The sequence below is a fragment of the Belliella baltica DSM 15883 genome (assembly GCF_000265405.1).
In the GTDB taxonomy this organism is placed as follows: Bacteria; Bacteroidota; Bacteroidia; order Cytophagales; family Cyclobacteriaceae; genus Belliella; species Belliella baltica.
Genome location: NC_018010.1, coordinates 2,108,490 through 2,122,949, shown reverse-complemented (window position 1 = coordinate 2,122,949; position 14,460 = coordinate 2,108,490). Strand labels below are relative to the sequence as shown.

Genomic DNA, 14,460 nt, shown 5'->3' with positions numbered 1-14,460 from the left:
AATTTTTTTTTGCCTTGAAAAGGATTTTAAAAATAAGGCACCAATCTTTTTTCGTGATAAGAATTGTGAAATTAAAAGCATAGCTAAGTTGTTGGTTTATCCAATCACATTTTCAATTATTGTGCCAATAGATTTACATTCTTTCAAACTTTTTTACCATTGTACACTAGTTCAATTGAGACAATTCCTATAATATTTTCACAGAGAACCATAGATAATACTTATTTTATCAATCTGGTAATCATCCAATTCTCACCATCAACAAAACCAAAACCACGCCCGCCATAAGCCAGCTGTGGACGGCAGAACTTTATCTTATCCTTGCTCCTCGAAATTTGCAATTTCGAGGTACAGATAACGTGAATTTTAAATTTCATTTTACCCTAAACCGGAAAAGAGGATTTGAAATCCTCTTTATCTAGGTTCGGGATTGCAAATCCCTAACAGCAGAATACGGTCATCAATCTTTCCATCTTGCATAGCAAGTCGCAGTTTCATAGAGGGTCAAACCTTCCAATTTTACATGGGAAGGCAATTGGGGAGCAATCCTATCTTTCATCCAAAGCAATATCCGTTCTGCCGTAGGTTCATAAGGCATCCAAAAAATCTTCTGGCCAATTTTTTCAAAATCAATCAGGTTTTTTTCGGATTCTTTTAAAAGAAGGGCATGATCAAATACTTCAATCACCTCCTCTTGTACTATTTTCTTCAAATCTTTAAAATCCAGCAGCATGTCCTTTTTCAAATCATCTCCTGATACTGTCACATGCAGACTATAGCTATGCCCATGTAGTTGACTGCAGGCTCCATCATGATCTGAAATCCGGTGCGCTGCTTCAAATGTGAAAATTTTTGTAATACTCAACATAATTTAAACCTTTATTTAAAAGACAAATTTATCTTTAAATGCAAAGGTTTTCATTTCATTTGTATCATCATTCTTTATGACTTTTGTCATCTTTTGTTGTGTTTTAGTAAATTACCTTTGCTTCCAATAAAAGCAAAAAACTATGGCTACTTGGCTGAAAGAATGGAATCCTGAAGACAACGATTTTTGGGAATCAACCGGAAAAAAAATTGCTTGGCGTACCCTCACGATCACTACTATCGCATTGACCCTGTCGTTTTGTACCTGGTTTATGATGTCCGCTATCGTCACCCGACTACCGGGTATCGGCTTTTCATTCACAGATAACCAACTGTTTTGGCTTGCTGCTCTCCCCGGACTGGCTGCAGGAACTTTAAGGATTGTCCATACATTCCTGATCCCGATCTATGGCAGCAGACATACCATTACAGTAGCTACAATACTTAAACTTGTCCCGGTGATTGGGATTGGTTTGGCAGTGATGAATCCTGGAACACCTTTCTGGGTATTTGTAGTTCTTGCCCTTACGGCAGGATTTGGAGGAGGAGATTTCTCTTCTTTTATGCCATCGACCAATATGTTTTTCCCAGCCAGGTTAAAGGGAACAGCTTTGGGAATTCAGGCAGGCATCGGTAATTTTGGTGTCAGCATAGCCCAGTTCATGACCCCTGTCATGATCGGAGTAGCCTTATATGGAGCACCTCAGCTTTTCCAAAGTGTAGATAAGGCAACAGGAGAAGTGGTTTCAAAAGAGATTTACCTGCAAAGTGGTGCTTTTTGGTATGCTCCTCTTTTGATCATCATGGGTATCATTAGTTGGAAATACCTAAAAAGTATTCCAATCAAAGCCTCTTTCAAAGAACAGTTGGATATTTTTGGAGACAAACATACCTGGTATTGTACCATCACCTACTTTATGACCTTTGGTACTTTTGCTGGACTTTCAGCTGCCTTCCCCTTGCTGATGAAGGTACTTTATGGCAGCTTTGACCCCAGCTTGGATCCATTGAAATATGCTTTTTACGGGCCCTTAGTGGGCTCTGCATCCAGAATTCTTTTTGGATTTGTGGCAGATAAAACCGGCGGGGCTGTTTTGACTACTATAACAGGTGTAGGACTCTTAGGCGGAGTGATCGTCTTGCTTTCATTTGGATTGGTCAATCCAACGGGAATGGAGCAGTTTCCACTCTTTGTGGGCACCATGATGGCCTTGTTTTTTTTCACAGGAATCGGAAATGCCTCGACTTTTCGACAATTTCCTATTATATTTAAGCATAACCCTAGACAAGCGGCCGGGGTAATTGGTTGGACAGCGGCAATTGCGGCATATGGCCCATTTATATTCTCCTTGGCCCTTGGTGCCTTTATCGGGAGCACTGGCCATGCAGAAGGCTTCTTCTGGATACTTGCTATCTTCCTGGTCCTCGCGACAGTTATCAACTGGTATTTCTACGATAGAAAAGGAGCTGAGAGACCTTCATAATAAATGCTTTAGGTGTAAAGTGAATTCAAGAAGCCAAATGATGTCCAGAATGTTTGAAAGTAATGGATTCTAGCAATTGATTGATATCGGGGCTTTCGAAAAGATTTGTCAAAATATAAATTTCTTTACTAGACTATAATACTCACAAAATCATTATTAATAGAACCACACTATGCTGAAATTATTTCAAACGCTAAACCGGGTAGCCTTTATCAAAGCCACCATTGCCGCTCTGGCAGTGGTGATTTTGGTGTTTATTGGTTCCAGGAATCTGCAAAATTTTGATGCAGCGCTTATCGCCTACCTGTTCGGAACCATCTTTGCCGTTTTTGGAATAGCTTACCGTTATTCTGTGTGGTTACAAAGACCACCCACTCGGCTTTACTGGAGACGTAGTATGCAGTTTTTATTCAGCAAGGATTTTATCACTTATGCCAGCAGATCCGTGTATCTTCTATTTAGAAACATCCTTTTTCAGCGTTTTATAGCCTACAGAAGCAGAACCAGATGGTGGGGACACTTTTTATTGGCCACAGGATGTCTGTTGTCTTTTGCCATAACCGTCCCATTGACTTTTGGATGGATACATTTCACCTTGGAGCCCGGAAGCTATGAAATCTACAATGCCAATTTTTTCGGATTCAAAGTAGGCTCTTTTGAATTGGGAGGACTAATATCAATATTAGCCTTCAAAGCCTTATTCCTGACTTCTTTCCCTGTCATCATCGGAGCAGTGATCATGATGAAAAGAAGAGTGAAAGATGGTGGAGTAATCGCAACCCAGTCATTGGAAGGCGATTGGCTTCCCTTGGTCTTGTTGATCGCTATTTCGGTAACAGGATTGGGTATAGGTTACGATTACACCTTTTTGGATGGAAGGACGCACCAGTTTATGGCCGTAACCCATGCCATCACAGTGATTCTCTTTTTGATTTGGATGCCTTTCGGAAAATTCTTTCACATTTTCCAGAGGCTGGCCCAACTTGGAGCAAACTTGTATAAAATTGAAGGAAAAAAACGAGGCATGGCAGTCTGCCCACATACCAAAGAAGAGTTTGCCACTCAAACACACATCAATGATCTCAAAAGAGTTACCAAAGAAGTTGGCTTTGACTTTACACTTGCTGATGGCAGCAGCCATTTAGACCTCTCTCCCGAAGGAAAAAGGTCTGCCCTGGCAAAAGCACATTTCGAGGCCAGACAAGCTTCTGGAAAATTCTTCGGTTAAACAATAATTCTGAATAATCCCATTATGGCCAAACTACCAGTTTCCGCTGAAAAAATCATAAAACAATACGGTCCCAAAAAGAACTACACCCCATTGGGTGGTTTCGAAGGATCCAATGAACCTGACCGATTGGTCAAAACCCACTGCTGCTTTTGTGGCATGCAGTGCGGTATACAGCTCAAGGTAAAAGACAATCAGATAGCAGGCTTTGAACCCTGGATGGAATTTCCTTTCAACGAAGGAAGGCTCTGTCCCAAAGGTGTACAACGCTACCTGCAAAACAACCATCCGGATAGAATATTAAGCCCTCTTCAACGCGTAGAAGGCAAAGGTTTTGAACCCATTGACTGGGAATCAGCCATGGGCCGTACCGTCAATGAAATCAAAAGAATTCAATCTACCTATGGTAATGATGCCTTTGCCATGCTATCCGGCGTATCTCTGACCAACGAAAAGAGCTACATGGTGGGTAAATTTGCCCGATTGGCACTCAAAACCAAAAACCTTGACTATAATGGCCGGCTTTGTATGGTTTCAGCGGGGGCAGGAAACAAGAAAGCTTTTGGCTTGGATAGAATTTCCAATTCCTGGGCAGATTTGAAGCATGCCAAAGTGATCATCATAGCAGGAACCAATATCAGTGAGTGCTTCCCTACCCTTACCCACTACATATGGGAAGCTAGGGACAATGGAGCTAAATTGATCGTGGTGGATCCAAGAGTTACGCCTATAGCCAGAACTGCTGATCTGCATCTGCCCGTTAAACCTGGCAGAGACTCGGCACTTTTTGGAGCCATTCTCAAGCAATTGGTAGACAATGATTGGCTAGATCACGACTTTATAGATAACCATACAAGTGGTTTTGAAGAAGCTATAGACGCAGTTAAAGAATATGATCTGGACTGGGCAGAAGCGACTACAGGCATAGATAAAGAAAAAATCAGACTGGCCGCCGAATGGTGGGGCAAAGCAGATACTTCCTTTCTGCTACACGCCAGAGGCATTGAGCACCATACCAAAGGGGTGGATAATGTGGTCAGCTGTATCAATATTGTATTGGCTACCGGCCGTATTGGAAAGCCATATTGCGGATATGGAACCATTACAGGTCAAGGGAATGGGCAAGGAGGTCGCGAGCATGGACATAAATGTGATCAATTGCCTGGCAATAGAGACATCACCAATCCCGAGCACAGAAAATACATCGCTGAAGTCTGGGGCGTAGAAGAAAAAGAAATTCCCGGCAAAGGTCTCTCTGCCTACGAAATTATAGAGGCCATTCATAGAGGAGAAATCAAAGGATTGATTTCCATCTGTTTCAACCCCCTCGTTTCTCTTCCTAATAACAATTTTGTGAGAGAAGCACTGGAAAAACTGGAGTATTATATGTGCATAGACTTTTTCCTCAATGAAACTGCCCGGCATGCGGATGTCATCATGGCGGGTTCGTTACACGAAGAAGAAGACGGCACGGTAACCACAGCCGAAGGTAGGGTAGTAAAAATCAACCAAGCCATCACTCCTCCAGGCCAAGCCAGAAAAGATAGTGATATCCTGATAGAACTGGCACAAAGATTAGGTGCAGGTGACAAGTTTAATTACAGCAAAGCTGAAGACATCTTCAACGAGCTCCGGGTAGCTTCCAAAGGAGGCACGGCGGATTATTACGGCATTACCTACAAAAAAATCGAGGAAAACATGGGCATTTTCTGGCCATGTCCATCCGAAGACCATCCAGGAACCCCTAGACTTTGGGAAGATAAAAAATTCAAAACCCCTGATGGAAAAGCTCACTTCAATGCAGTACCCTACAGGGAACCTTCTGAGGTGACCGATAAAGAATTCCCGGTGACCCTCACCACAGGAAGGGTAGTGTCCCAATATCTGTCTGGAACGCAAACCAGAAGAATCGGCAAACTTGTAGACCAATACCCTGAACCGCTTTTGGAGATCCATCCAAGCTTGGCCCAGCAGTTTGGCATCAAGGAGCGGGAATTGGTCAGGGTATCTACCAGAAGAGGAGAAGCCGTTTTCCCTGCCCAAATTGTAGAGACTATCCGGCCCGACACAGTTTTTATTCCCTACCACTGGGGAGGCAGCCAATCTGCCAATCAATTGACCATTGGCACATTGGATCCTGTATCCAAAATTCCGGAATTTAAAGTCTGTGCCTGCAAATTGGAGCCGCTCAAAAAATGGGCTGCCCCAGCCACTGATTCATTGGCATTTCAAAGCCACGAAACCCTAAAACCATAAACCACATCAATTATGCCTAGTAGTACAAAATATGACCAGCAAATGGGATTTTTCATTGACATGCAGCGGTGTATCGGCTGCCATGCCTGCGAAATGGCCTGCGCTGAATGTGAAACCAACGGCCAGGAAAGCATGATCCATATTCACTATGTGGAAAGGGCTGTTTCTACGCAGACTACCGTTCAAGTCTGTATGCATTGCGAAGACCCTGCCTGTGCCAATGTCTGTCCAGCAGATGCCATTTCCAAAGACGAATTTGGTGTAGTTCATACCGCAGAGACATCCCGCTGTATCGGTTGCTCTAACTGCGTGTTGGCCTGTCCTTTTGGAGTTCCGCAAAAACAGGAAAAAGCTGAACTGATGATGAAGTGTAACATGTGTTATGACCGTACCTCAGCAGGTAAAAAACCGATGTGCGCTACAGTTTGCCCTTCACAGGCACTGTTTTATGGAACCAGAGAAGAAATCGAGAAAAAGAGACCTGACAGTGTTCCTGTTGACACCTTTTTCTTCGGGGAGCAGGAAGTAAAGACCAAAGTAAAAATTATGATGCCGAAAGGCAGCAATTACCTCAAAGTGCAATAATCAGCCAGTACTATGAAAGAAGAAAAAGCAGGTGAAACACCACAGTGGAAAAATGATTTCCCTATAGACAAGGAGGAAGCTACCCACGTTTCCAGAAGAGAGTTTGCCAAGTTCCTCACCCTATTCTCCGGCGCACTTGCCCTTGGAAATGGAGCTATTGTGCTCAAAAGCATCGCCTTTCCTGAAAAAGAACTGGAAGGCCAGCATTTCATTTGTGAAGAAGGTCAAGTTCCTATGGGCGAAATGCTCCAATTTGAGATTGAGGGCGATAAGGTCATTCCTTATATTCTGATCCATTTGGAAGATGGAGAATGGAGGGCCTTTGAACAGAAATGTACGCACTTGGCCTGTGCAGTCATTTACCGAAAAGATTTAAATTTGATTGAGTGTCCATGTCACAAGGGCTATTTTGATCCCAAAACTGGTGTTGTGACCCAGGGTCCACCTCCTAGACCTTTGCCTCAATTGGAAGTAGTGATTGAAAATGGGAAAGTGTTTGTCAAAGCTAAAAGCCATAAAGCCTAAACGATATGAGTAATTTCAGATATTCCCAAAAAGAAGCACACCCTAATAAAACCAATACCCTGATGACAGGCATCACGCTATTACTGATTCTGTTGGTCAGTATTCAGATTTGGTTCTTATATTCGGCATTAAACAATGCCCTGACCGATAATTTCAATATCGCATTGGGAACATTTATCGGGTCATCAGTTTTGTTTATAGCAGCAGCTTGGCTTTTACGCTATTTACCTGAGCCAAGAAAACCCAAAATCAAAGAATAAAAGCAACATGCTCCAAGATCGGTTTCAACGTGTACATGATTACCTAAGAATCTCTCTGACAGATAGCTGCAACTTCCGTTGTACTTATTGTATGCCTGAGGAAAATATCCAGTGCATGCCCAATGCACATCTGATGCAGCCGGATGAAATCGAGACCATTGCCAAAATATTCGTTTCACTAGGTGTGAAAAAAATCAGACTGACAGGAGGAGAACCAATGGTTCGCAAGGAGTTTGCCGAAATTGTAGAACGATTGGCAAAACTTCCTGTAGAACTCACCCTTACAACCAATGGGGTCTTGGTTCATCAATATTTAGGTCTTTTCAAAAAAGCCGGTATCCGGTCATTGAATGTAAGCTTGGATTCTCTCAAGCAAGAAACATTCTTCAAGCTAACCAAAAGGGATAAATTCCAACAAGTCTGGGACAACATAGAATTACTTCTAAAACATGATTTTCGTATAAAAATCAATGTAGTTGCACTTAATGGTATTATTGAAAATGAACTTTTGGATTTTGTAAAAATCACCAAAGAACTTCCCCTTCATGTAAGGTTCATAGAGTTTATGCCCTTTGCTGGCAATCTTTGGGATAGTTCGAAGGTGCTGACTGCTCAGAAAATGTTAGATATGGTCAAAGAAGAGTTTGATGTAGTCAAACTCAAGGACGAACCCCATGCCACGGCCAAAAAATACAAAGCAATTGGTCATGAAGGCACTTTTGCTTTTATTACGACTATGAGCGAGCATTTTTGTGGTAGTTGTAATCGTATGCGAATCACTGCTGATGGCAAAATGAAAAACTGCCTTTTCGGAAAAGAAGAAATGGATCTTCTCGGTACCCTGAGAGCGGGTAAGGAAATTGAACCACTGATTCGACTCTCTCTATACAACAAACATGCTGCATTAGGCGGTCAATTTTCCCCTGATTACCAAAAGGCTGAAGCTGACAAAATCGAAAATCGTAGTATGATTAAGATTGGGGGATAAAAAGGATATTAATTGATATTAGTGGATATTGATGGATATTTTGAGGGGAAGTTTGTTTTTGAAATATGGTAGAAATACAATTGAAATATTTAGAAATAGATATTCTTCGAAATAAATGACATTAATGGATATTAAGAGATATTGGATATTGGGATATTGAAATATGCTTAGCGAAATCGGAGTGAAACGGAGATCCCGAGAGCGAAGTGATTCGGGATATGGTAGAAATACAATTGAAATATTTAGAAATAGAAATACTATTGGATATTTTGGGTAAAGTTGGTTTTGGAAAATGATGGATATATGATTGAAAAGATGTAGTTCTAACCTCTAACCCTGCTTTAGCTTATAAACCTGGCAGGTTGATCTAATCTGCTACTTTGACAAAGTAAGACTAATCAGTCAAAGAAGTTCCAAAAAGAAAAAATAGAAGAAGCCCATTTTAGTAAAATACAAATATGATCTCAGTCAATCAGGCTAAATCAATACTTCAAAAGCACACCCCTTCAGCGAAATCTAACATTTTACCGCTCGAAAAAGCCATAGGCTTGATCTGCACCAAAGACATTCATTCCCCGATTGCAGTTCCTTCTTTTGACAATTCAGCGATGGATGGCTACGCTATTAGCTGGGATGATCAGCAAGAGCCATGGCAAGTGGTATCAGAAGTAGCTGCTGGAGATGGTGAATTTCATGTATTGCAAAAAGGCCAAGCCAGTAGAATTTTTACCGGAGCCCCGATACCTAAAGGAGCGGATACTGTAATCCCACAAGAATGGGTTGAAAGAGATGGAAATCAAATTACATTTGACAAAAGCAGCTTCACAAGAGGCAGCAACGTTCGTCTAAAAGGAGCTCAGACGGAAGCTGGAGGTATTATTTTAAAAAAAGGTGCGCTAATCAACCCCGGCGGCATAGGTCTTTTAGCATCTGTGGGGATTGCTGAAATTCCTGTGTACAGCCCTCCAAAAGTTGCGGTAATTATCACTGGAAACGAATTGCAAGAGCTGGGAAAGCCCCTATCTTTTGGCCAAATTTACAATTCAAATGGACCTGTTCTGCAAAGTTACTTAAATACCTTAGGTGTAGAGGAGGTGCAGAGTACGCAAGCCATTGATGAACCACATGAATTGCAAAAAGCCATAGAAAACTCCCTTGCAAACGCTGATATCCTGATTCTTTCTGGCGGTATTTCTGTCGGAGATTATGACTATGTAAAAACAGGATTAACAAAAGCAGGAGTTGAGGAATTATTTTACAAAATAAAACAAAGACCTGGGAAGCCCCTTTACGTTGGGATTTTGGGTGAAAAATTAATCTTCGCCTTACCAGGTAACCCTGCTTCTGTCATTACTTGTTTCAATCAATATGTCAAGCCATCACTTTTACAATACATGGGGCATAAGAATTCCTGGCAACCTACAGCAAAGCTTCCTTTGGCCGAACCTCTAAAAAGAAAAGCGGGACTCACTTTCTTCCTAAAAGCCAAGATTGAAAATAACCAGGTGCACATCTTGACTGGGCAGGAATCATTCAATCTGATCTCCTTTGGAGCAGCTGACTGTTTTGCTGAAGTTGCAGAAGAAACTGAAGAGATGGCGGCAGGCTCTTTGATAAATGTGTATCATTGGTAATAACATGGACGAGGCTTGGATTATGCTATTCGTCTTGATGCCTTTGGCTGCATTCCTCTATGCGGCAGTTGGGCATGGTGGCGCCAGTAGCTACCTGATGTTTTTGGCACTTTTTAATTTTGCTCCAGAGCAGATTCGACCTACAGCTTTGATGCTGAATATGGTGGTATCCCTGCTTGCATTTTTAGCATATCGGAAAACAGTTGCATTTCCTACTAACCTATTCCTTTCTCTAATTATCTTTTCTATCCCTGCTGCATACCTAGGGGGAACGATTTTAGTCGATACTGTTCTATACAAGCAAATATTAGGGATGCTTTTGTTCTTCCCAATCCTACGTTTTTTAAATGTATTCCCAATAGCCAAAGAGCGGGTAATTCAAAGAGTATGGTGGATGGCACCAATATTAGGCATTTCGATAGGTTTCTTTTCTGGCTTGATCGGCATAGGAGGTGGTATCATCCTATCTCCCATCTTGCTAATGCTGGGTTGGACCTCAATGAAAGAAACTGCTGCATTGAGTGCCTTATTCATCTTCTTCAACTCAGTAGCTGGATACATAGGAGCTGATGCAGTAAATATTTCCATCGATGCTAAGCTTTGGTATTTGATGCCCTTGACTGTAGCTGGAGGAGCGATTGGCGCTTATTTGGGAGCAAAGCGCTTCAATGTAAATGTTGTAAAATACATCCTTACAACCGTCCTTTTCTTTGCTGCTATAAAATTAATTTGGGCATGAAAGAATTAGAAATTTACATTTTGGCAGGCGGAAAAAGCAGTAGAATGGGCAGTGACAAAGGTCTGGTCAAAATCACTGGTAAGCCTATGATTCAGTATTTGATCGAATCAATAGGTACTCTTCCCTACCCTCTTCGAATAATCGCACATGACCCTGCATATCGGCAGTTTGACCTGAAAGTTATTGAAGACACTATCCCAGAGAAAGGCCCACTTGGAGGGTTATTAACCGCTTTGACTAATGCTAAGGGAAATAACGTTTGCCTTTTAAGCTGTGATATGCCTTTTTTAAAGACAGAAACTTTGAATGCTTTGATCACTCAATCCAGAGAAAACTACATCACAGTTTCAAGGTTAAAAGACAGAACACTCCCCTTTCCAGGAGTATACCCAGAAAGCTTAATTTCCGCCGTTGAAGAGCATGTGGTCAACGATAAATTAAAACTTCAAAGTTTCATCCAAGAAAAGCCCCATCAATTTTTCGCTTTGGATGAACGCCATAAATTAAGCCCTATAGAATTTATAAATATCAACACGCCAACAGACATAGCCCAAGCTGCAACTTGGCTGAAGAAAAATCATTGATTATCTTAAACGGTAAAGGAAAAAACTAAAACCTCAAAACTATGCAGGAACAAATCAACTCTCTTTCCTACAGAATGCTTTTTTTGAATACCTTGGCATTCACTATCTGCTTTGCTGTTTGGACTTTCAACGGGGTCATGGTGACTTACCTGACCGACAATGGAATTTTTGAATGGGGTCCTGTAGAGATTGGCTGGCTTTTGGGAATCCCGATTTTGACAGGAGCAATTTTCAGACTTCCCTTGGGAATTCTTACGGATAAATATGGAGGGAAATGGATTTTTGCTGCTTTGTTACTATTCTGCGCCATCCCCATGTACCTGATTTCTTTTGCGGACAGCTTCATGTTTTACGCAGTCCTCAGTTTTTTCTTTGGATTTGCCGGTGCTGGATTTGCAGTTGGTATAGGCTATACTTCTGTCTGGTTCCCAAAAAGCTGGCAAGGTCGAGCACTGGGGATTTTCGGTGCAGGGAATGCAGGAGCGGCATTGACCACCCTATTGGCTCCTACCCTTTTGAATAATTTCACAGCTAATGGATTAAATCCTGAAAACTGGAGGCTTTTGCCTCAGTACTATGCCGGGGTTTTGGTTGTGATGGCATTGGTTTTTATGTTCTTTTCAGTCAATAAAAAATCAAACGCCCCTGCACGAACCATGGCAGTGATATTAAAACCGCTTCAAAGCATCCGCGTGTGGCGATTTGGCTTTTATTACTTCTTGGTATTCGGTTGCTTCGTAGCTTTTGCCCAATGGCTCGTACCATACTTTGTCAATGTATATGGAGCAAGCTTGGTTGTAGCCGGACTATTTGCTTCCTTATTCTCCTTTCCTTCCGGAGTGATTCGTGTACTTGGTGGGTGGATGAGTGACAAGTTAGGTGCAAGAAGAGTCATGTTGGGGACTTTTAGATGGTCGATTATCTTAGCGGCTCTTTTGATGGTTCCCAAAATGGACATCATTACACCTGGAAAGGGCATCATGGCTACACAGGCTGGTGAAGTAAGTGGAGTTACAGACCAAGCAATTGAAGTGGGGAATAGAAATTATGCGCTGGCTTCAAAAGATGACGCAATGGAGCGAATGAATGATCCATCCGCTACTGCTTCTTTTTTACCACATAAATATAGCTGGCAAGAACCGGTAGTAAGGCCTGGACAGGAAGTTGGAAAAAAAGAATTGTTAGCAAAAGGGGTTACACAGATTTCTTTTGAAGCAAACATGTGGGTGTATGCCGTATTGGTATTGTTGATTGGGATAGTTTGGGGAATAGGCAAAGCGGGAGTTTACAGGTTTATTCCAGACTATTTCCCCAATGAAGTGGGAACCGTTGGTGGTATGGTTGGGGTAATCGGAGGTTTGGGAGGTTTTGTTTGTCCCATCCTATTTGGCTATTTGTTGGACTGGACAGGCCTTTGGACCAGCAGTTGGATCCTGATGTTTATCCTTTCTGTAGTGTGTTTGTTTTGGATGCTAAGAGTCACAAGAAACATAGTCAAAACTGAATCTCCAGAAATCGCCCATAAAATTGATCGGGTGGAGTGAAAGAATGTTTATCTTTGAAAAAAGCCAAGTAACATTATTATGAAACTATTAGCCTTCGGAAAAATAGCAGAGATCATTGGAAAGCAGGAGATAGAAATTGAAGATTTTCCAAATACGGATATCCTATTGGGCTATTTGCAGCAACAATACCCCGCATTGAAAGACCTTAAATTCAGCATTGCCATAGATAAAAAACAAGTCAACGAAAATATAAGCATAGCCACAGGTGCTGAGGTAGCTTTGCTGCCACCATTCTCCGGAGGATGATCCATGGATAGATTTGAAAGACAATATATACTACCTGGCTTTGGTCCCGCATCACAACAAAAACTCAGAAAAACTTCAGTTCTGATCATAGGTGCCGGCGGTTTGGGTTGCCCGGCCTTGCTTTACCTCAGCGCAGCAGGAATCGGAAAAATCGGCATCATAGATGGAGATTTGGTTTCACTTTCCAACCTTAACAGACAGGTCCTGTTCGGAAAAGAAGATCTCGGAAAAAACAAAGCTGAATCTGCTGCCGAAATCATTCAGAAAAAGTACGATGACATAGAGGTAGAAGCTTTCCCCTATTTCCTGACGAAAGAAAACATTCTGGGCATCATCAAAAACTACGACCTGATCTTAGATGGTTCGGACAATTTCCCCACGCGGTATTTGGTCAATGATGCTTGCCTGATCGCTGGCAAACCTTTGGTTTTCGGAGCCATCTATCAGCACGAGGGACAAGTAGCTATTTTCAATGCCAAAGGACGCCATTCTATTAATTACAGGGATCTCTACCCCACTCCACCATCAGCTCGTGAAGTACCCAACTGCAATGAAACAGGTGTATTGGGTGTGCTACCAGGGATCATCGGAACGTGGATGGCTGCAGAATGTATCAAATACCTGACTGGATATGGGGACTCTCTTGAAGACAAAATGCTCTTCTACGACCTGCAAAACCACAATTCCTATCAGGTTCAACTTGCCAAAAATCCAGGCAGCAATCAAAGCAGGCCAAAAAACCATTCCGAACTCCAAGAAATGGACTATCAGGACTTCTGTGGCTTGAGTGCACAAACGGATTGGGAAGCTGCTTTGAGCTTATTGAAAAACGCCAATCAGTCCGTGTTGGTGGATGTTCGGGAACATGGGGAACAACCGGAACTGGACGATATTGACCACCTCCAGATTCCTTTAGCTGACTTACCCAATTCCAGAAGTCAGCTAGCATCCTTTCAGAACATCCTCCTTTTCTGTCAATCAGGTAGCAGAAGCCTGAAAGCCGTCGACATGGTCAAAAGTCAGTTTCCGGATAAAAATATTCAATCTGTTGAGGGGGGAATTATTAGATATTTTGGGGATTTAAAGTAGATATTAGATATTGAAATATGCTTCGCGAAATACAGTAGAAATATGCCTTCGGCGAAATATTTTCAGCCCAGAGCTCTTGCGCAAACCAGAGGAGATAATTGATTCGGGATATAGAAGAAAGGATATTAGTGGATATTGGATATTGGTGGATATTGAAATATGCCTTCGGCGAAATCGGAGTGAAATGGAGATCCCGAGAGCGAAGTGATTCGGGATATAGTAGAAATAGAATGGAAATATGCTTCGAAAAACCTGAATGAAACACGAAGACAAACCCTATTTCAACAATATTTCTATAATATTTCCACCGTATTTCTATCAAAAAGAAACTCCAAAAAGCCCAAACCAATATTACCTTAGTGCCTTAGTACCTTTGTGGCCAAAACCATTATTAACTTAGTGCCTTTGTG

At 41.9% G+C, this 14,460-nt stretch carries 15 protein-coding genes; 14 read left to right on the top strand and 1 reads right to left on the bottom strand.

The window, feature by feature from the left end; all coding sequences use genetic code 11:
* Positions 1-460: 460 nt before the first annotated feature.
* On the bottom strand, positions 461-868 hold the full coding sequence (queD, locus tag BELBA_RS09825) for a 6-carboxytetrahydropterin synthase QueD (RefSeq protein WP_014772546.1): 408 nt from the start codon (positions 866-868) through the stop codon (positions 461-463).
* A 142-nt stretch (positions 869-1,010) separates the two neighbouring features.
* On the opposite strand from queD, the gene BELBA_RS09820 reads away from it, so the two are divergent.
* From BELBA_RS09820 to BELBA_RS19660, 14 genes are all read left to right on the top strand, one after another.
* On the top strand, positions 1,011-2,351 hold the full coding sequence (locus BELBA_RS09820; protein WP_014772545.1) for an MFS transporter: 1,341 nt from the start codon (positions 1,011-1,013) through the stop codon (positions 2,349-2,351).
* Between the two features lie 172 nt (positions 2,352-2,523).
* The gene (locus BELBA_RS09815; RefSeq protein WP_009034390.1) at positions 2,524-3,579 is read left to right on the top strand and encodes a hypothetical protein; all 1,056 of its coding nucleotides are present in this window, start codon (positions 2,524-2,526) and stop codon (positions 3,577-3,579) included.
* A 24-nt stretch (positions 3,580-3,603) separates the two neighbouring features.
* Positions 3,604-5,835, top strand: a complete 2,232-nt coding sequence (locus BELBA_RS09810) for a molybdopterin oxidoreductase family protein (RefSeq protein ID WP_014772544.1) — start codon at positions 3,604-3,606, stop codon at positions 5,833-5,835.
* 132 nt (positions 5,836-5,967) lie between these two features.
* Positions 5,968-6,420 (top strand): 4Fe-4S dicluster domain-containing protein, encoded by a 453-nt coding sequence (locus tag BELBA_RS09805; RefSeq protein WP_245531049.1) that lies wholly within the window; start codon positions 5,968-5,970, stop codon positions 6,418-6,420.
* 12 nt (positions 6,421-6,432) lie between these two features.
* Complete coding sequence (locus tag BELBA_RS09800) at positions 6,433-6,945, top strand: QcrA and Rieske domain-containing protein (RefSeq protein ID WP_009034393.1); 513 nt, start codon at positions 6,433-6,435, stop codon at positions 6,943-6,945.
* Between the two features lie 5 nt (positions 6,946-6,950).
* Positions 6,951-7,205, top strand: coding sequence for a DUF6755 family protein (locus BELBA_RS09795; RefSeq protein WP_009034394.1), 255 nt, complete (start codon positions 6,951-6,953; stop codon positions 7,203-7,205).
* A gap of 7 nt (positions 7,206-7,212) precedes the next feature.
* Complete coding sequence (gene moaA / locus BELBA_RS09790; protein ID WP_014772543.1) at positions 7,213-8,193, top strand: GTP 3',8-cyclase MoaA; 981 nt, start codon at positions 7,213-7,215, stop codon at positions 8,191-8,193.
* Positions 8,194-8,651: 458 nt separating this feature from the next.
* Entirely contained in the window at positions 8,652-9,827 is a 1,176-nt protein-coding gene (locus BELBA_RS09785; RefSeq protein WP_009034396.1) for a molybdopterin molybdotransferase MoeA, read from the top strand.
* Positions 9,811-10,566 carry a sulfite exporter TauE/SafE family protein gene (locus tag BELBA_RS09780; RefSeq protein WP_235062791.1) on the top strand — a complete coding sequence of 252 codons (756 nt, stop codon included), beginning with the start codon at positions 9,811-9,813 and terminating at the stop codon, positions 10,564-10,566. The genes BELBA_RS09785 and BELBA_RS09780 overlap by 17 nt, the downstream gene beginning before the upstream one ends.
* Entirely contained in the window at positions 10,563-11,150 is a 588-nt protein-coding gene (gene mobA / locus BELBA_RS09775) for a molybdenum cofactor guanylyltransferase (RefSeq protein WP_009034398.1), read from the top strand. The genes BELBA_RS09780 and mobA overlap by 4 nt, the downstream gene beginning before the upstream one ends.
* Before the next feature lie 41 nt (positions 11,151-11,191).
* Positions 11,192-12,694: an MFS transporter gene (locus tag BELBA_RS09770; RefSeq protein WP_014772542.1), complete on the top strand. Its 1,503-nt coding sequence runs from the start codon at positions 11,192-11,194 to the stop codon at positions 12,692-12,694.
* A 39-nt stretch (positions 12,695-12,733) separates the two neighbouring features.
* Positions 12,734-12,961 carry a MoaD/ThiS family protein gene (locus BELBA_RS09765; RefSeq protein WP_014772541.1) on the top strand — a complete coding sequence of 76 codons (228 nt, stop codon included), beginning with the start codon at positions 12,734-12,736 and terminating at the stop codon, positions 12,959-12,961.
* Positions 12,962-12,964: 3 nt separating this feature from the next.
* Positions 12,965-14,050 carry a HesA/MoeB/ThiF family protein gene (locus tag BELBA_RS09760; RefSeq protein ID WP_014772540.1) on the top strand — a complete coding sequence of 362 codons (1,086 nt, stop codon included), beginning with the start codon at positions 12,965-12,967 and terminating at the stop codon, positions 14,048-14,050.
* A 98-nt stretch (positions 14,051-14,148) separates the two neighbouring features.
* Positions 14,149-14,310: a hypothetical protein gene (locus BELBA_RS19660; RefSeq protein ID WP_157466079.1), complete on the top strand. Its 162-nt coding sequence runs from the start codon at positions 14,149-14,151 to the stop codon at positions 14,308-14,310.
* Positions 14,311-14,460: the final 150 nt, after the last annotated feature.